This window comes from Thalassospira mesophila (assembly GCF_002115755.1).
Classification (GTDB): Bacteria; Pseudomonadota; Alphaproteobacteria; order Rhodospirillales; family Thalassospiraceae; genus Thalassospira; species Thalassospira mesophila.
Window position 1 is genome coordinate 485,846 of sequence record NZ_JFKA01000001.1, and the last position, 18,018, is coordinate 503,863.

General features: G+C 53.8%; 13 protein-coding genes and 2 tRNA genes. 7 read left to right on the forward strand and 8 right to left on the reverse strand.

Features of this window, described 5'->3' with window-relative positions:
• The first annotated feature begins 18 nt into the window (after positions 1–18).
• On the forward strand, positions 19–687 hold the full coding sequence (locus TMES_RS02235) for an OmpW/AlkL family protein (protein WP_085579006.1): 669 nt from the start codon (positions 19–21) through the stop codon (positions 685–687).
• A gap of 333 nt (positions 688–1,020) precedes the next feature.
• Here TMES_RS02235 and TMES_RS02240 read toward each other — a convergent pair whose 3' ends face one another.
• The 5 genes from TMES_RS02240 to TMES_RS02260 form a co-directional block, all read right to left on the reverse strand.
• Positions 1,021–1,422 carry a gamma-butyrobetaine hydroxylase family protein gene (locus TMES_RS02240; RefSeq protein WP_085579008.1) on the reverse strand — a complete coding sequence of 134 codons (402 nt, stop codon included), beginning with the start codon at positions 1,420–1,422 and terminating at the stop codon, positions 1,021–1,023.
• 17 nt (positions 1,423–1,439) lie between these two features.
• Positions 1,440–1,631, reverse strand: coding sequence for a Trm112 family protein (locus TMES_RS02245; protein ID WP_085579010.1), 192 nt, complete (start codon positions 1,629–1,631; stop codon positions 1,440–1,442).
• A gap of 92 nt (positions 1,632–1,723) precedes the next feature.
• Positions 1,724–2,437: an LON peptidase substrate-binding domain-containing protein gene (locus TMES_RS02250; RefSeq protein ID WP_085579012.1), complete on the reverse strand. Its 714-nt coding sequence runs from the start codon at positions 2,435–2,437 to the stop codon at positions 1,724–1,726.
• A complete protein-coding gene (gene trxA, locus TMES_RS02255) occupies positions 2,434–3,360 on the reverse strand; it encodes a thioredoxin (RefSeq protein ID WP_085579013.1) in 927 nt (308 codons plus the stop codon). Before trxA ends, TMES_RS02250 begins: the two co-directional genes overlap by 4 nt.
• Before the next feature lie 151 nt (positions 3,361–3,511).
• The gene (locus TMES_RS02260; RefSeq protein WP_085579804.1) at positions 3,512–4,030 is read right to left on the reverse strand and encodes a prolyl-tRNA synthetase associated domain-containing protein; all 519 of its coding nucleotides are present in this window, start codon (positions 4,028–4,030) and stop codon (positions 3,512–3,514) included.
• Between the two features lie 219 nt (positions 4,031–4,249).
• Between TMES_RS02260 and TMES_RS02265 the strand changes: the two genes are divergently transcribed.
• From TMES_RS02265 to TMES_RS02275, 3 genes are all read left to right on the forward strand, one after another.
• A tRNA-Gly gene (locus TMES_RS02265) sits at positions 4,250–4,324 on the forward strand.
• A gap of 35 nt (positions 4,325–4,359) precedes the next feature.
• Positions 4,360–4,434, forward strand: a tRNA-Gly gene (locus tag TMES_RS02270).
• Positions 4,435–4,848: 414 nt separating this feature from the next.
• Positions 4,849–6,969, forward strand: coding sequence for a bifunctional diguanylate cyclase/phosphodiesterase (locus tag TMES_RS02275; protein ID WP_158091173.1), 2,121 nt, complete (start codon positions 4,849–4,851; stop codon positions 6,967–6,969).
• 154 nt (positions 6,970–7,123) lie between these two features.
• Here the strand turns inward: TMES_RS02275 and TMES_RS02280 are convergent, their stop codons facing one another.
• Positions 7,124–7,957 carry an oxidoreductase gene (locus TMES_RS02280; protein WP_085579017.1) on the reverse strand — a complete coding sequence of 278 codons (834 nt, stop codon included), beginning with the start codon at positions 7,955–7,957 and terminating at the stop codon, positions 7,124–7,126.
• Between the two features lie 284 nt (positions 7,958–8,241).
• On the reverse strand, positions 8,242–9,000 hold the full coding sequence (gene fabI / locus TMES_RS02285) for an enoyl-ACP reductase FabI (RefSeq protein ID WP_085579019.1): 759 nt from the start codon (positions 8,998–9,000) through the stop codon (positions 8,242–8,244).
• Positions 9,001–9,377: 377 nt separating this feature from the next.
• On the opposite strand from fabI, the gene TMES_RS02295 reads away from it, so the two are divergent.
• The 3 genes from TMES_RS02295 to TMES_RS02305 all read left to right on the forward strand — a co-directional run bounded on the left by TMES_RS02295 (position 9,378) and on the right by TMES_RS02305 (position 16,922).
• Positions 9,378–14,213 carry an NAD-glutamate dehydrogenase gene (locus tag TMES_RS02295; protein ID WP_085579023.1) on the forward strand — a complete coding sequence of 1,612 codons (4,836 nt, stop codon included), beginning with the start codon at positions 9,378–9,380 and terminating at the stop codon, positions 14,211–14,213.
• Between the two features lie 164 nt (positions 14,214–14,377).
• Positions 14,378–15,271, forward strand: a complete 894-nt coding sequence (htpX, locus tag TMES_RS02300; RefSeq protein ID WP_085579024.1) for a zinc metalloprotease HtpX — start codon at positions 14,378–14,380, stop codon at positions 15,269–15,271.
• Positions 15,272–15,416: 145 nt separating this feature from the next.
• Positions 15,417–16,922 (forward strand): hypothetical protein, encoded by a 1,506-nt coding sequence (locus tag TMES_RS02305; protein ID WP_085579026.1) that lies wholly within the window; start codon positions 15,417–15,419, stop codon positions 16,920–16,922.
• A gap of 166 nt (positions 16,923–17,088) precedes the next feature.
• On the opposite strand, the gene TMES_RS02310 is transcribed toward TMES_RS02305, so the two are convergent.
• Positions 17,089–17,811: a Bax inhibitor-1/YccA family protein gene (locus tag TMES_RS02310; RefSeq protein WP_085579028.1), complete on the reverse strand. Its 723-nt coding sequence runs from the start codon at positions 17,809–17,811 to the stop codon at positions 17,089–17,091.
• Positions 17,812–18,018: the final 207 nt, after the last annotated feature.

Here is an 18,018-nt window from a genome sequence, read left to right on the forward strand (position 1 = left end):
CGAAGGGGAGTCCGTATTATGCGACTGATCAATACTCTTAAAGCTGCCGGTGCAGCTGCTATTCTTGTTGCGGCTGCTGCTGCTTCGATCACCCCGGCTTCTGCCGATGATATGGGCTTCAAGGGGAAGTCAGCAGGCGATATCCTGATCCGTGGTCGTATTGTCGGTGTCGTTCCTGACGAAGACATCAAAAGTAACACCCTTGCGGGTGAAGGCAATGTCGATAACGACGTTATTCCGGAACTCGATTTTTCTTATTTCATCACAGATAACATTGCGTTGGAATTGATTGCCGGTACGTCCAAGCACAGCGTTGACTGGGATGTGAACTCGTCGACCAATGTCGATCTGGGTTCTGTCCGTTTGCTGCCGCCGACCTTGACCGCTCAGTATCACTTCCTGTCCAAACAGCGTTTCAGCCCGTATCTTGGCGCTGGTGTTAACTACACGATTTTCTATGATGCCAAATCAGGTGCCGCAGAATCCATTAAGTATGACAATGGTTTCGGTCTGGCCTTCCAGGCGGGTTTTGACTACGCCATTTCCGGCCCGTGGTCGCTGAACGTTGATGTGAAGAAAATCTTCCTCAACACCGATGTAACCACCAATGTTGGCGGCACCACCTACAAAGCTGATGCGGATCTTGATCCGTGGCTGTTCGGTGTTGGTATTGGCTACCGCTTCTAATTTGTTCTTTCGGGGACAAAGAGCAAACGGGTCGTTGCAGATTGCTGCAACGGCCTTTTTTGCGTGCAGAACCCATAGCTGACCCGGGGTTTTGTTAAAGTGCCGGGACAGAATGGGTATGTGCTGCGTGCAGAGCGGGTTGCCGGTAACGGGGTGCTGGCACAACATCACGGCTTTAAGCGGCGATCCGGGCCATCTGCAACTTGCCCTGTCTGGTACAAGGCGATGGGATAACAGGGGCCGACAGGCCCGTTCTTTGCGCGTCGGGCGGGTAAGGATGTTCAGACGGGGATGGTCGGGGCGAGGGATGGCGACGCCAAAGGTGGCGTGCCCTTATTTATGAGCGGGTCGCGCAGCAGCGGGCTCGCGTGACAGGCCGCGATCCTTCAAGGCCTGTTCGTATTGCTGCCACAGCTTTGTCTGGGTATTGTGCAGCTCGCGCAGATAATGCCAGCTATAAATGCCGCTATCATGCAAATCATCAAATGTGATTTTTACGGCGTAATGGCCCACGGGCTCGATATTTATAATGCCGACATGTTTGCGACCAGAAATTATCCGCTTTTCTGACGGATGGTGCCCTTGAACTTCGGCAGAGGGGCTTTCAACCCGTAATAATTCCGCGCTCAGACGTGTCTGAAGGTCGTCATCCCAGATAACTTCCAGAACACGATCTTGCTTCAGATAGTTTATTTCAATCGGAATATGGCTGGGAGTGAAGGCATTATCAGACATGTGAAAGGGGAGCCTTTTCAGTCTTCGATGACGCGGGCTTCATCAGGCAGCATAATCGGAATGCCATCGCGGATCGGATAGGCGAGGCCAGCTTTGCGGCTGATCAGTTCGCGGTTTTCGCGATCATATTCCAGGGTGTCCTTGGTCACAGGGCACACAAGAATTTCAAGAAGTTTGGGGTCAACCGGGCTGTGGCTGGCGGTCGTCATGATGTGTTTGCCTTGTCTGTGCTTGATGCTTAATGTGGTGCGTTTATTGTCCGCATGGTCCGTAAAGTACGGGCTGTGCGCCGGTCATGTGGCTAGTTGCTGGCAACCCTGTTATTTTGGGGATGACAGGCCATTTCCAGCAATGTTGTCAACATGTCACCGCGATCATACAGACTTGTGCATTCCAGCAAAGCCTGTTTTTCCAGCGGGTCCAGCTGGCACCCCATGGCAATGGCCGAGACCAGCATTTCATCGTCGGTATCGCTGATTGTATCCCAGCATGACTGCAAGGAATGATGGGCGAAATAGGCATCAAGGGCCTGATGTAACCGTGGGCGATCAAGCAGTTGTTCAGCAGCCTGCATGCTGTAATCCAGATCGCCGCGCCAGCGGGTGTAATCGCAATTGACCATGCGGTATCCGCCTTCGGCCAAGGGGCGTTCGTTGGCAATGTCAAACCGGCATACCCCGGTCAGCGTAATCAGAAACCGGCCATCATCTGTTTCATTAAACGCAGAAATGCGACCGATACAGCCGGTGCCAAACAGGTCGTTCGGCCGGTTTTTGTTCTGATTTTGCAATGGTCTGGCTGGCCGGGATGGGGGCATGGCGGAATGGCGCGGTTGCACCATTCCAATCATGCGGTCGCGGCCCAGAGCATCCATGATCATGTTCAGATAACGCGGTTCGAAGATGTTTAACGGCAAATGCCCGCGCGGCAGCAACAGCGCGCCGCTGAGCGGAAATACCGGAAGCGTTGCCGGAAGTTCAGAAAAATCAGGATCAAATGGGCCGCAAATATTCATACAAACAATACCGTTGAAAGGGCGCGTCGACCGGCAACACTCGCCGGGTCCATCGGGCCCCATGCCTCGAAAAACTTGATCAACTGGGTCCGTGCGCCATCGTCGTTCCATTCGCGATCGGTGCGAATGATATCAATCATGGTCTGCACGGCTTCTTCGCGTTTGTTGGCCGCAAACAGGGCGATGCCCAGATCAAATTTGGTCTGGATATTGGTCGGGTTGGCTTCGGCATTGGCGCGCGCAACATCGAGATCGGCGTTGTGAAGGCCTGCTTCGGCCAGTTCAAGCGCACTAATGGCCGCGGCAACCGGTGTTTTCAAACGGGTACGATCCCCCATGTCGTCAACAAAGCCGCGCGCATTTTCAATTTCGCCCATTGCCACCATGCAGCGCAAAACACCGCCCAGGGCTGTGTCATTGTCGGGTTCGCGTTCCAGCACATTGCCATACAGGCCATGGGCAGTTATCGGGTCACCTTCGGCCAGCGCGGCATGTGCCTTTTCAAGCAGCATTTCAATCGGGCTTTCAATCGGCCCGCCTGCAATGCGTTCAAAAAAGGCGCGGACTTCGCTTTCGGGCTGCGCACCCTGAAAACCGTCTATCGGGCGACCATCCTTGAAGGCATATACGGTTGGTACTGACTGAATGCGCAATTGCGCGGCCAGTTCCTGGTTCTGGTCAATATCGATTTTAACCAGCTTGACGCGGCCACCGGCTTCACGGGTGACTTTTTCGATGATCGGGGTCAGGGTTTTGCACGGACCGCACCATGGCGCCCAGAAATCAACAACCACCGGGCCTTCCATCGAGGGTTCGATCACATCCTGTACGAAAGTTTCGATGCCGGAATCCTTGATCAGGCCGGAATCGGCCCCGGAACCAGCCGGTGCGGTGGGGGCATTTGGATCAAGAATAATAGACATGGCTGGATTACTCGCTGTTAGTCGTCTTTGTAAATGATGCCCCTTATTCGGAAGGACAAGGGGGGTGATTTAGATTACAATCTTGCAATGTATTAAGCCGGAGCGTGCAACCCCTGAAATCTGGGGTGTTTGGGCGCGAAAGCAACTGTTTTCAGTCGTTTTTTGCCAGATCGCCGTCGAAATCGAGCATGACAGGTGTATATCCCAGCGATGTGACAAATTTCAAAAGATCATTCGGCGAAATTGACGTTGTCCTGTCGTTGCGCAGCGGATGAAAATTTAAAACGGTATCGCCGCTTTGGAAAAAGGCACTGTCAAAAGCGACATGCACCACCCGGTCATGGTCGTTGATCAGGGCAAAAGGGGTGACCGAGCCGGGAATGACACCCAGCGTTTGGTGCAACAGATCGGGTTTGCCAAACGACAGTCGCTGGCAACCGAGGTGTTTGTGCAAATGGTTTAGCTGTATCGGGCGATCTTCCTGGGCCACGACAAGCCACAGCGCCCCTTTTTTATCCTTGAGGAAAAGGTTTTTGCTGTGCATGCCCGGTAAATCGCCGCGCAGGGCCTGTGATTCTTCGACAGTGAAAAGCGGGACATGCTCCAGCGTGCTGATATCGATTCCCAGTTTTTCAAAATAACCAAATAACTTGGTGGAGGGATCGTCCATGTTATTTCCGTTATGGTTGGGGTGATGGAAAATATTGATCGCGATAATAACACAAAAACTGCGCCAGTCAGATGAACTGACGCAAAAAACCAATAAAAACCGTTGGAAATCCGCCATTTTTCACGATGTGACATTTTCATCAAAAAAGGTGTTGCAATCACTCGTTCTTGGGCTATTATCCGCGCCGCTCCCCAAGGGGAACACAACAGACTGATGAATGCGGGCGTAGCTCAGTGGTAGAGCACAACCTTGCCAAGGTTGGGGTCGAGAGTTCGAATCTCTTCGCCCGCTCCATCAGGTCTTTTGGGAAATACCGCTTTCATTATGATGCGGGCGTAGCTCAGTGGTAGAGCACAACCTTGCCAAGGTTGGGGTCGAGAGTTCGAATCTCTTCGCCCGCTCCATAATGAAAGCAGTCAAAGGCCGTCCTTCGGGGCGGCCTTTTATTTTGCCCAAATGGCCGGGCGGATGTTTTTAAAAACAACAACAAATACCATCGGGCCAACATATCCCGGGGCGCAAGGTGGAACGAAAGTTCCTTTCATCAACCTGAAGATCCTTATTTAAACAGTGACTTGACGGAACAGAGCTGATCAGGGGAAACTGCCCGCGTTCTTCTGCCCGTGAGGGGCGGCTGTTAAATTCATAAAAATGAATAAATACGATCTGGCCATATATTTATGGTCAGATTTTTATGCTAGTTTCCGGCGCACGAACAACGATTGGATCTTGGTTAAGCCAAAGGGCAGTCCGCCCGGTGATTAAGGATTTTTCCCATTTCGAGCCGCCATTTTTTTATCATGCGGACTCTTCCGGCGATGCTTCTGGTGATGCTGATCGGGAGTGCCGGTTTTTTTCTGGTTTACTGGGCGACAAGTGAAACAGACCGGGTGGCAACAGCGCGCCAGCTTTATCTGATGGAGCAATCGCAGGCCGAAAGCCTGTTTGTGATTGCTCATCAGCAAGAAGGGGGCACTGTCTGGGATAATTCGCTGCAGGCGGCCATGCGATGGGACACCAAATGGCTCAATGATAATCTTGGTGCCTGGATGCACGAATATTATGGCTTTAACGCCCTTTATGTTCTCGATCCCCGCGATGTGCCGGTGCTGGCCTATCGTGAAAAAACAGGGTTGCAGGCCCATATTGACCCGGCATTTGGCGAAATCCTTTATCCGGTTGTTAACAAGCTGCGTGCCCGGTTGCGGGCGGGCGAGGGCTCTCGCGATCCGCGCTTGAAGACACCTGGCGAAACAATTCGAACAATGGTGGATGGCCATCCGGCCATTGTCAGCGTCAAGCCGATCGTCAGTCATAGCGGCGAAATCACCCAAGTACCCGGAAACGAGTTTTTGCATGTTGTTGTTCATTATCTGGATGGCACCAGTTATCTTGCGGAACTGGAACGGAATTACCTGTTTGATAATTTGCGTTATTCCAGCACTAAAAATAATGTCGGCACAGAACGCGCCTATCCGCTGAAATCGACCGGTCATACCATCGTCGGGTATTTTATCTGGCAGCCCTATTGTCCCGGTGCGACGGTAATGGGGTATATTTCGCCGATGCTGGTGGTGCTGGTTGCGGCCCTGATTGTGATGGTGTGTGCATTTATGACCCTGGCGTATCGCCGTCGCGCCAGCCAGGACGCCACAGAAGCCAAAATGCACCATATGGCAATGCATGATGCCCTGACCGGGTTGCCCAACCGCTCGAATTTTAACTTGCGGGTCGATCATGAACTGGCAAATCTGGGTCCGTCGCAGGCCGGGTTGGCATTGCTGTTTCTGGATCTGAACGGGTTTAAACAGATCAATGATTCGTTTGGTCATCCGCTGGGCGATAAGCTGATTTGCGAATTTTGTAACCGTTTGACGTCTCTGTCGCGAGATTGCGATGCGGTTGCCCGGGTGGGCGGTGACGAGTTTACCCTGATGCTGACCGGGATGCGCCAGCGCGACGATGTCGAACGTTTTTGCCGCAGACTTATTGAACTGGTCCGGGTGCCGTTCAATATTGATGGCCAACAGATTTTTGTCGGCCTAAGTGTGGGCTATGCCTTTGCCCCGGAACACGGGCGGGACCGTAACGAACTGATCCGCAAGGCCGATGTGGCACTTTATCATGCCAAGGCCAATGGCAGAAATGACTTTGCCGGTTTCGAGGACGAAATGGATGCCTTGTTGCGCAACCGGCATCGTCTGGAAACCGACCTGCGCGAGGCCTTGGGTGCCAACGACCAGATAGAGGTTTATTATCAACCGATTTATTGCGCACGCACGGAAACGCTGAACGGGTTTGAGGCGCTTTTGCGCTGGCATCACCCGGCCCGCGGGCCAATTTCGCCGGAATTTTTCATCCCGATTGCCGAGGAAGCCGGTATTATTGGCGATCTTGGTCAATTTGTTTTGCGCCAGGCGTGCGAGGCCGCCATGCGCTGGCCCGACCAGACCATGGCCGTTAATGTCTCGATCCTGGAATTGCAGGATATGGATTATGTGCAAAAGCTTGCCGCAGTTTTGGCCGCAACCGGGCTGGCACCGGAACGGCTTGAACTCGAAGTAACCGAGACCGCTATGCTGACGGCGGGAACGTGCGAGGAAAACTTAAAAGCAATTCGCATGATGGGAATTCGAGTTGCGCTGGATGATTTTGGTACGGGCTTTTCGTCTTTGGGCCGCTTGACCCGGATTGATGTGGACCGGATCAAGATTGATAAAACCTTTGTTCATGGTTTTGACCAGTCGAGTAACGACAAGGCAATGGTGCGTGCGATTGTCGAACTTGCCCATGCCACCAGACTGGCGATTACGGCAGAAGGGGTTGAGAACCGGGCGCAGATGGAATTTCTGCGCGAAATTGGCTGTGACCTGCTGCAGGGTTTTTATTATGCCAAGCCGGCCCCCGCGGCTGAAATAGATGCGTTGTTGGCAAAGTAAGGCAATGCCGCCGGGAAAACCTGCCCGTGCGGCACCTTGGCCTTACTTTGGCTTCACAATGTGGAAAAGGGGCGCCCGAACCAGTATAAAAGGCACGCAAGGCCGTCCGGTATTTCGCTACGATAAAAAACTTCACCACCGGAATTTCATGTTTTTATAAAATATTTGTACTACTTGAAAGATCGCGCCATTGATCCAGGTCGTTCTGGTAGGTGGTGATTTTGGTTGCCATGATGTCTACGGCATCCGGGCCAACGGGGAAATGCAGCGGTGGTTCATCGTCATTGGCAAGCCGGATCAGGGTTTGTGCCAGCTTTCGCGGATCACCAGGTTGCTGATGATTGTATGAGCCATAGGTGTTTTTAAGGTTTTGCGCGGTATCGCGATAATCTTCGATATGGCTGTCGGCATAGCGCACGGACGTGCTGTCGAGGAAATCGGTTCGGAAAAATCCGGGTTCGACGATGGTGACGTGAATGCCAAATTGCGCCACTTCCTTGGCCAGGGATTCGGAAAACCCGGCAAGGGCATGTTTGCTTGCACAATAAAGCGAGCCACCGGGCCCGCCGCGTAACCCGGCGATGGAAGACATGTTAAAAATCATGCCTGCGCGCTGGCGACGCATGGTTGGCAGCACGGCGCGGGTGACATTCATTGCCCCGAAAACATTGGTGTCAAACTGGGCACGGATATCGTCATTCGTGGCTTCCTCAAACAACCCGAAATGACCATATCCGGCATTATTGACCAAAACGTCGATCCGGTTGAATTTTGATGATGCCGCATAGACCGCACTTTGGGCGTGGCCTTCGTCGGTAACATCCAGTGTCAGGGCAAGAAAACGGTCGCCGGCCGTGGAAAATTGCTGCGAAAGTTTTTCCCGGTTGCGCGCCGTGCCAATAACGCGGTCGCCCGCTTCAAGGGCGGTACGGGCAATTTCGGCCCCAAGTCCTCGGCTGGCGCCGGTGATAAACCATGTTTTGGGCATATGGACCTCCGTTTGGTGGCATTTGGCGATGGGCGCAATGTAACCAACAGTGCCCCTGATGCGGTAGACCGATCCACGCGGGGTATTGCACAATACTGCATAAATTGGATGTGGGAAGGGTGTTGGCATTAAAGCCGGGCAACGATCACGACATGGCGAGACGATGGTGTGTTGTGGTGCATTTTCAAACACTAAACGCCGACCGGTAGAATTTTACCGGTCAGCGTTAAATTGGAACCGTTTGTGGGCCGAAGGTGGGGCCGGGCAGGCATATCGCGCCCGGTTTATCCCATGATGTGATAACCGCCATCGATATGAATGACATCGCCGGTAATGGCGCGCGAACGGTCACTGGCCAAAAACGAGGCCAGATCGCCAATTTCATCAATGGTGACCAGGCGATGTTCGGGCGAACGGGTGCGGGCCTGTGCCATCAGGTTATCAAATTCGGCAATGCCCGATGCCGCACGGGTTAATAGCGGACCCGGCGAAATGGCATGGACGCGAATGTTTTGCGGCCCCAGTTCCGCTGCCATATAACGGGTTGCGGCTTCAAGGGCGGCTTTGACGGGCCCCATGATGCCATAATGATCAACCACCCGTTCCGACCCCATATAGCTGACGGTCAGTAAGGCGCCGCCATCGGTCATGAGCGGTTCGGCGCGTTGGGCGATGCGTTGAAACGAATGGCACGAAATATCCATTGCGGTTAAAAAGCCGTCGCGCGAGCAATCTACCACGCGGCCATGCAAATCATCGGCGGGGGCGTAGGCAATGCAATGCAGGACAAAATCCAGCTTGCCCCATTTTTGGGTGATGTCGGCAAACAGGGCATCGGTCTGGGCCTCGTCACAAACATCAAGCGGGGCAATGATCGAGGCATCCACATTTTCGGCTAGCGGGCGCACATATTTTTCCGCTTTTTGATTAAGGTAGGTTACGGCAAGCTCGGCGCCGTCACGCCGGAACGCCTGGGCGCAGCCATAGGCGATGGATTTGTCGTTGGCGATGCCAATCACCAATCCTTTTTTTCCTGCCAGCATTCAAGTTACCTCTTTGGATTTAAAATCACGCTGCAATTGCGAAAGTTTGTAAAAAGATCTTGTCAGAAGAAAGTCTAAACAAGTTTGCGCTGCAGCAAACAGTAAATTTCGATGACATTGCATTTGTGACCCATGCGTGCTGCACATATCCGAACCGATTGAGAAATCAAATTTTTTACATTCCAGCCGTAGTTTTTGAGCAGGCGATAAGCTATGTGTAAGTCTGGATGAAGGCGGCGTTTTCGTGTGTTTTTCTTTCCCAGGGCGATGCCGCCGGAATCCCAAAGCAAAGTGATAATCCGAGGTGTTTGGTACCAGTCGCAAAGGCTGGTGCAGGCGGTTTTGGCAAACAAAACCGACAAAAAGGGAAATACGACATGAAAGCCCGAACCGACGACCCGAAACGGGAAGTCATTGACAAAGTTGTCGAGCAAATCCACCTGCGGCTGGCAGGAGAGATGGCGAAGGATGCAGAAGCATTCGTTCGCCTTTTTTATAAGAACGTCCCGCCCGACGATATCGCAGGACGATCTGTTGATACGCTTTATGGCGCAGCACTGACGCTTTACAAGTTTGCCCAGAAGCGCCCGGTCGACAATTCAGCCAAGATCCGGGTTTATAACCCCGATCTGGAAGAACATGGCTGGAAGTCTGATCATACCGTGATCGAGGTGATCAACACCGATATGCCGTTCCTGGTAGACTCGGTAACATCCGCGTTAAACGAATTTGATGTCACCGTTCATCTGGTGATCCACCCGATTATTCGGATCACGCGGGACGGCGATAACATTTTACAGTCTGTTAGCGGAGTTGACGCCTCCGAGGCGCCGCGTGAATCCGTTATGCATGTCGAGATCGACGAGCAGACAGACGAAAAAACCCTTCAGGCAATTCGCAGTCGCCTTGAAGATGTGCTGACCGATGTTGACCTTGCGGTGCGAGACTGGCAGCCAATGATGTCGCGGGTAAAGGAAGTCCTTTCCCAGATTGAACAGGCGCCCGAAGGCATTTCAGAAGAAGCGGTTCAGGAAACCCGTGATTTTCTGGATTGGCTATATGACGATCATTTCACCATTTTGGGCTATCGCGAATACAAGTTCAGTGGTGAAGGCAAAAAGGCCAAGGTCGATGTAAATATCGACAGCCAGCTTGGTATCCTTCGTCGTGAAGGCACCCATATATTTGATGAATTGCGCCAACTGGGTAAATTGTCGCCCGAAGTGCATGATTTTGTCACCAAGCCAAACCTTCTGATGGTGACCAAGGCCAACAAACAATCCACGGTGCATCGCTCGGTTCATCTTGATACCGTGGTGGTGAAGCAGTTTGATGCGACCGGCAAGGTCATTGGCCAGCATCTGTTTGTCGGCCTGTTTACATCGGGGGCTTATAATCTTAACCCGAAACTGATTCCGCTTTTGCGGATGAAGCTGGCCGAAACCATCAAACGTGCCGGTTTTCCGCCTGCCAGCCATGATGGCAAGGCGCTGGCCAACATTCTGGAAACCTTCCCGCGCGACGAGCTTTTCCAGATCGAACTCGACGACCTTTATCACATCTGTATGGGCATTCTGCATTTGCAGGAACGTCAGCGCATCGCCCTGTTTGTGCGCCGCGATGCCTTTGAACGGTTCGTTTCCTGCCAGATTTTCTGCCCGCGCGACCGCTTTACCACCAAACTGCGGATGAATTTCCAGCGGGTGGTGGAAGAAGCCTTTAATGGCAAGGTTTCGGCCCATTACACCCAAATTGGCGACTCGCCGCTGGCGCGACTGCATGTTCTGGTACGCACCACGCCGGGCGAATTGCCGGAATATGATGTCGCAGACATTGAAAAACGCCTGGTCGAAGCCGCGCGCGACTGGAACGACACCATGCGCCAGGTTCTGGTGCGTGAAATGGGCGAAGAAAAAGGTCTGTCGTTGTATCGGCGTTATGGCGATTCTTTTGCCACCGATTATCAGGACCGTTTTTCGGTTGAAACGGCGGTTCTTGATATTGAACGTATTGAAGATGTCCTGAAATCGAATGATTTGCGGGTTAATCTGTATCGGCCGATTGAAGCCGCCGAAAACGAACTGCGCTTTAAAATCTATAACCCCGCCGCCCCGGTGCCGCTTTCTGATGTGTTGCCGATGCTGGAAAATATGGGGTTAAAGGTCATTACCGAAAATCCGTTTGCGGTTACCCCGCGTGACGGCACCATCGGGGTGCGCATTCACGACTTTGGCGTGATTGTCGATGGCCAGTTCACCCTGCATGAAGTGCGTAACAAGTTCCAGGAACTGTTCGTGCGCATGTGGCACGGCGAAGTGGAAAACGATGCCTTTAACCGGCTGGTATTGTTAGGCGGGCTTGATTGGCGTGAAGTTGTCGTCTTGCGGACCTATGCCCGCTATATGCGCCAAACCGGATCGGCCTTTTCGCAGGATTATCTGGCAAAAACGCTGGCCAATAATGCTGCCCTGGCAACATCGCTGGTCGAACTGTTTATCGCCCGCTTTGACCCGGACCGTGACCCGGGACTGGAAGCCGAAATTGGCGCGATTGAAAGCGATATCGCGGCCCGCCTTGATGACGTGATGAACCCCGATGAAGACCGCATCTTGCGGGCGTTTCTTAATCTGGTGCAATCCAGCCTTCGGACCAACTATTTCCAGGTTGGCGAAGACGGCAATCCGAAACCTTATCTGTCGATCAAGTTTAATTCAGCTGAGGTCGAGGATTTGCCGCTGCCGCGCCCGTGGCGCGAAGTATTTGTGTATTCGCCACGGGTTGAAGCCGTGCATTTGCGCGGTGGGCCGGTGGCGCGCGGCGGCATTCGCTGGTCCGATCGCCAGGAAGATTTCCGCACCGAAATTCTGGGTTTGGTCAAAGCCCAGATGGTGAAAAACGCGGTGATTGTACCGGTGGGGTCAAAAGGCGGCTTTGTCGTTAAACGTCCGCCGGTTGATGGTACGCGCGAAGCCTTTTTGGAAGAAGGCATTGCCTGTTACAAAACCCTGATGCGCGGCCTGCTTGATATTACCGATAATATCGTTGCCGGTGCCGTGGTCGCGCCTGAACGGGTGCGACGGCTCGATGAAGACGACCCCTATCTGGTGGTGGCGGCCGACAAGGGCACAGCAACGTTTTCTGATATCGCCAATGGTGTTGCCCGTGATTACGGATTTTGGCTTGACGATGCCTTTGCTTCGGGCGGATCGCAGGGCTATGACCATAAAAAAATGGGCATTACGGCGCGCGGGGCGTGGGAATCGGTCAAACGGCATTTCCGCGAAATGGGCAAGGACATCCAGAAGGAACCCTTCACCGTCGCCGGTGTTGGTGATATGTCGGGCGATGTGTTTGGCAACGGCATGTTGTTGTCCGAGCAGATCCAGCTGATCGCGGCCTTTAACCACCTGCATATTTTTGTTGATCCCGATCCGAACCCGCAAACCAGCTTTGCCGAACGTAAACGCCTGTTTGACCTGCCACGGTCGAACTGGGCCGATTACGACGAAAAGCTGTTATCGAATGGCGGCGGTATTTTTGATCGCCGGGCCAAAACGCTGGACCCGTCACCCGAAGTGCGCAAATTGCTGCATCTTGGCAGTGGCAAGGTTACCCCGGCCGATATGATGAAAGCCATCTTGAAGGCCGATGTTGAATTGCTGTGGTTTGGCGGTATTGGCACCTATATCAAGGCGGCCAGCGAAAGCAATGCCGATGCCGGGGACCGCGCCAATGATGCCATTCGCATTAACGGTGGCGATATCCGGGCCAAGGTTGTTGGCGAAGGGGCCAATCTGGGCGCAACCCAGCGCGGGCGTATTGAATATGCCCAGGCCGGCGGGCGCCTTAACACCGATGCCATCGACAATGCCGGCGGGGTTAATTGCTCTGACCACGAGGTCAATATCAAGATCTTGCTGGGTGAAGTCGTTGCCAATGGCGACATGACCGAAAAGCAGCGCAACAAGCTGCTGGAAGACATGACAGAAGAAGTTGGCGAACTGGTTCAGCGCGACAATTATGTGCAAAGCCAGGCGATTTCCAACATCTTTGCGGGCGGGGGCGATGCCCTTGATGCGCAGGTTCGCCTGATCCGTATGCTGGAACGCGAAGGGCGTCTTAATCGGGAAATTGAATTTTTACCCGATGAAGAAGAAATCAGCCGGCGGTTTAATGCCCATGAAGGTCTGACGCGGCCGGAAATTTCGGTGCTGATGCCCTATGCCAAATTGTGGCTCTATGACGATGTGCTGCATTCCGACCTGCCCGATGACCCGATTCTGGTCGAGGAACTGGTGCGGTATTTCCCGACACCGCTGCGTAAAAAATATGCGCATGCCGTGTCGCACCACCGTTTGCGGCGTGAAATTATTGCCACGGTCGGCATTAACAGCCTGGTCAACCGTCTTGGTGGCACCTTTGTTCACGATATGATGGAAGCCACCGGTTTTTCGGCGGTCGATGTGTCGCGTGGATACCTGATTTCACGGGCGGTTTTTGGCTTGCGTGAAATCTGGGCCGGGATTGAAACCCTGGACAATATCGTTGCTGCCAATGTGCAGACCGAAATGTTCAAGAATGTCGGCAAAATGGTGGAAGACGTGACCTTGTGGTTCCTGCGCAATTGCGAGGAATTGAATGTCGGGTCGAAAATCGAACAGTTCCGACCGCAGGTCATGCGCGTTATCGAGGCGTTTGAACAGATTATTCCGGGCGATGCCGAAATTCGCAACAGCCTGAAACAACGGGTGGATCACCTGAAAAAACAGGGTGTTCCCGAAGATCTGGCCAAACGGGTGGCGGCAATGCCGCAAATGGTTGCCGTGTGCGACATTGTGCGGATCGCCGAGGGATCGGAACGCGATGTGCTTGATGTTGGTGCGACTTACTTTGCCGTTGGCTCGCGCTTTCAACTGGGCGTTTTGCGGACAGCGGCTGAAACGGTCGAGGCCGAAACCCACTGGCAAAAACTGGCCCGCAATGCCGCAATTGATGACCTGTTTGGCCATCAGCGCGAATTGACCCGGGTGGTTTTGGCTGAAGACCAAAACGGGGTTATCGGTGGCGATGCGGTCGAGCAATGGGTTGCCACCCATCAGCGCGGCACGCAACGGTGCGATCAGTTGATCGACGAACTGCGCGCCGTCGGCCAGATCGACCTTGCCATGCTTACCGTTGCCAACCGCCAGATCAGGGCCCTGATCGGCGGATAAGCATCACCGGCAATACATATTGCGACAGCATATGACGGGGGCGGTTTTGGTCGCCCCCGTTTTTTATGATCTGCGACCTAATTCACAACGGGGTCGCGAGTGGCTTGTGCAGGGGGCAAAATAGCCTATCTTTTGGCCGACAAGCCGAATGGAGGATAGCCAGTATGAATTATGTGCGGACCGGATTGCTGTTAGCAGGGATCACAGCCCTTTTCGGGGTGGTCGGCATGATGATCGGCGGGCAGCAAGGCATGATCATTGCCCTGCTATTTGCCGGGGGCATGAATGTTTTTGCCTATTGGAATTCCGATAGCATGGTTTTGCGCATGCGCCGCGCCCGCCAGGTCGATGAAAATACCGCTCCCGAACTGGTCGGGATTGTGCGCCAACTGGCCCGCCGGGCAGATTTACCCATGCCCAGGGTTTATATTGTCGATAACCCGCAACCCAATGCCTTTGCCACCGGGCGTAACCCCGAACATGCTGCCGTTGCCGCCACAACCGGGTTGTTGCAATTGTTAAGTGCTAATGAAATTGCCGGGGTGATGGCCCACGAACTGGCCCATGTTAAAAACCGCGATACCTTAACCATGACAATTACCGCAACCTTGGCCGGGGCCATTTCGGCATTGGCGAACTTTGCCATGTTTGCCGGTATTTTTGGCGGGCACCGGCAAAATAATAACAATCCGCTGGGTGGTTTTGGCATGATATTGGTTGCCATTCTGGCACCGATGGCGGCGGCGTTGGTGCAAATGGCCATTTCACGTACCCGCGAATACGAAGCCGATCGCATCGGGGCCGAAATTTGCGGGCAGCCCCTGTGGCTGGCCGATGCGCTGGGGCGGCTGGACCGGGGTGTTCATGCCATCCCTAATGGCGATGCCGAACGCAACCCGGCGACGGCGCATATGTATATTGCGAATCCATTGTCGGGCAAGGGTATGGACAGCCTGTTTGCTACCCATCCGGCGATGGAAAACCGCATTGCCAAGTTGCGTGCAATGGCCGGAACGCCGATTTCCCCAACCCGCCGCCGCAAACGACCCTGGAGCTGACAGTTTCCCGCACTTTTCTATTCTTTGGTATTGGTGATTTATACCCCGTTCATAATTGACGGCTGGCACTTTGCACCTGATTATACCTTTGGACGGTATGGTTTTCGTTGCATGTCAATATCTTGCCAGAAAGGGATAGGGGGGTATGGCCGGTTTCTGGTCAACACTCGAACTGGTATTCAAGGCGGTGTTTGGGGGTGTCTCGTCGGAAGCAGCGCTAGATCCGCTGGCGACAGCGTCACAACAAGCGCCCGGCGATGTGCTATTTGTTTGCGGCATTGCCGAGTTCGGCGTTGGGGGCGTTGAGGGTTCGGAAATTCAATCAGCCATCATAAAAAGCCTGGCTGATTTTTCCGGCTTTGATTTTCCGGCCATTTCGCAGCATATGGCGATGAGCACCGATGCCGTTGACCCGTTTCATGCGGTGCGCGATGCCCAGAACTGGGCCTGGAGCGCGGGCCTGCGCCACAATTGTTCGGCCCTGTTATGGGGCGATGGGGTGGCGGGCCAGAACCGGCTGGATCTCTGGCTGGCAAGCAAGCAAAACACATATGCCCCCCACGAACTTTTCATCTCGCAGAAATACGGTTTCAGCTTGCCACTGGGCGAGGATTTCGGCCAGTCGATCAAACTGTTATTGCTGGCCGCATCCTTGCGCCTGAGCAACGATCCGACCCGGCGCAATCTTGTGTCGGCCAAACTGGCAAAGGCGCTGGAATATCAGCAGGACCGGGCCAGAAACCTTGATACGATTGATGAAAGCGGTGACGGGGTTGCGTTGTGTTTTGCCACGTCCGCACTCGCCCTTGCCGAAAATGGCGACCGGGGCTGGTGCCAGTTGGCATCAGAGGTGCTGGAGCCGCTGGTGGCGCGGTGTTTTGGTTTTGATGCCCGTGCCGATCGTGACCAGTTAACCATGATGATTGCGGGGGCAGGTCATGCGGGTGTTGATCAGTTGTTGCCCGAACATATTGCCTTGCTGGCCCTGTATGGACATTTGCTGAACTGGTCGGCCTTGGGCAGTTCGGCCAGTCGGGTGTCGCTGCTGGCGGTTGAAATCTGGCGGATATTGCATCGCCGGTTTGAATTTGCCGCCGGGGCCAGCGTGGCGCAGGCGGTATGCCTGACCCGGTTGGGCGAAGCCTGTTGTGCCCATGCCCGTGAAACGAAAGATGCCGCCCTTGCCGCCGAGGCCGTTAACCATTTACGCGGGGCGCTGGGCGCAAGCGATGCCAAAGCTTATCCGGTGTTATACGGGTTAACCGCGTATCATTTGGGGGATGCGTTGATTGCGCATGGGGAACTGGCCAAAACCGGACTGCTGTATGAAAGCATCATCCCGTTTTTTCAGGCGACGTTAAAAGTATGTTCGCGGCGCGAAAATCCGTATCTGTGGGGCCGGGCGATGTTTGCTTTGGCAACCGTGCAGGCCATGCAGGGCCGCGACACCCGCGACGTCGCCATTTTGCGCACGGCGAAAATGAATTTTGTTCAGGCCCAGCAAAACCTTGAAGAAGCCGGGGCACGCTCTGCTGCGCGCACGGCCATGGGCGGGCAAATGCGGGTCGAAACCCTGATCGCCGACATTACGACCAAAGAGATGGAAGCCTCGTCCGGTGTGTCGCCATCCACAGCAAAGATTGCGGGCTGACAGTGCGCGCTTCTTGCGTGAGCCAGTACGCCACAATATCAAAACCCTCAATACGAAGCCGCGCCAATAACAAAACATCCCCGCAGTTGGTGCTGCGGGGATGTTGATTGTTAAGGCAAGTGCTGCCAGGCAGGCTTTGGCCCGGCGCAGAAAATGCCAGCCCTGATTAGTTGCGCGAATTGCCGAAAAAGCGCAGCAACATGATGAACAGGTTGATGAAATCAAGATACAGACGCAGGGCACCAAAGATGGCCTTTTTGCCAGCCGTCGTGGCGTCATCATGTTCAGCATAGCTTTCTTTGATACGCTGGGTGTCATAGGCAGTCAGACCGGTAAAGATCAGAACACCGGCGGCTGAAATGATGAACTGCAACATGGTGCTGCCCAGGAAGATATTCACAACGCTGGCAATGATCAGGCCGATCAGGCCCATGAACAGGAAGCTGCCCCACGCCGCCAGATCCTTTTTGGTGGTGTAGCCATACAGGCTCATCGCACCAAAAGTACCTGCGGTGATAAAGAAGGTGCGCGCAATGCTTTCGCCGGTATACATCAAGAAGATGGACGACAGCGACAGCCCCATCAGGGCGGCATAGGCCCAGAACACGGCCTGCGCGGCAGGCATGCTCATTTTTTGAATGCCAAAGCTAAGAACCATGACCAGCGCAAACGGTGCCAGCATAACAATCCAGGACAAGCCCGAACCGAACACAGCCTGCATGAAAGCAGGGCTGCTCGATGCTGCCAGTGCGACGATACCCGTCAAAGCCAGCGCAGACGCCATGTAGTTATAGACGCGCAGCATATAGGTCCGAAGACCGGCATCAATGTCGGCCGCCGACTGGCCAGCCGAGACAGAATAGCCGCGTCGTTGCGTTTCGAAAGCCATTGAATTCCCTCATATGATCCAGATTGAGCGGGATTGTGCTTACAACCCGTCACTGGTGAAAATATGGCAGGATTTCTCTGAAAAGCAACGATTGCGGGCTTTTGCGGGAGCTGGCGGGTCAAAGGGTTGTGATTTTGATCACAATTAAAAATGTGACAAAATAAATTGTCTTTCAAAATTCTCGTTATGGTTGGGGTGGTGAAAAGA

Bases quoted from the DNA above. Each gene is read 5' to 3' on its own strand.
- TMES_RS02235 (WP_085579006.1), top strand. From the start codon at position 19: ATGCGACTGATCAATACTCTTAAAGCTGCCGGTGCAGCTGCTATTCTT.
- TMES_RS02240 (WP_085579008.1), bottom strand. From the start codon at position 1,422: ATGTCTGATAATGCCTTCACTCCCAGCCATATTCCGATTGAAATAAAC.
- TMES_RS02245 (WP_085579010.1), bottom strand. From the start codon at position 1,631: ATGACGACCGCCAGCCACAGCCCGGTTGACCCCAAACTTCTTGAAATT.
- TMES_RS02250 (WP_085579012.1), bottom strand. From the start codon at position 2,437: ATGAATATTTGCGGCCCATTTGATCCTGATTTTTCTGAACTTCCGGCA.
- trxA (WP_085579013.1), bottom strand. From the start codon at position 3,360: ATGTCTATTATTCTTGATCCAAATGCCCCCACCGCACCGGCTGGTTCC.
- TMES_RS02260 (WP_085579804.1), bottom strand. From the start codon at position 4,030: ATGGACGATCCCTCCACCAAGTTATTTGGTTATTTTGAAAAACTGGGA.
- TMES_RS02275 (WP_158091173.1), top strand. From the start codon at position 4,849: ATGCTTCTGGTGATGCTGATCGGGAGTGCCGGTTTTTTTCTGGTTTAC.
- TMES_RS02280 (WP_085579017.1), bottom strand. From the start codon at position 7,957: ATGCCCAAAACATGGTTTATCACCGGCGCCAGCCGAGGACTTGGGGCC.
- fabI (WP_085579019.1), bottom strand. From the start codon at position 9,000: ATGCTGGCAGGAAAAAAAGGATTGGTGATTGGCATCGCCAACGACAAA.
- TMES_RS02295 (WP_085579023.1), top strand. From the start codon at position 9,378: ATGAAAGCCCGAACCGACGACCCGAAACGGGAAGTCATTGACAAAGTT.
- htpX (WP_085579024.1), top strand. From the start codon at position 14,378: ATGAATTATGTGCGGACCGGATTGCTGTTAGCAGGGATCACAGCCCTT.
- TMES_RS02305 (WP_085579026.1), top strand. From the start codon at position 15,417: ATGGCCGGTTTCTGGTCAACACTCGAACTGGTATTCAAGGCGGTGTTT.
- TMES_RS02310 (WP_085579028.1), bottom strand. From the start codon at position 17,811: ATGGCTTTCGAAACGCAACGACGCGGCTATTCTGTCTCGGCTGGCCAG.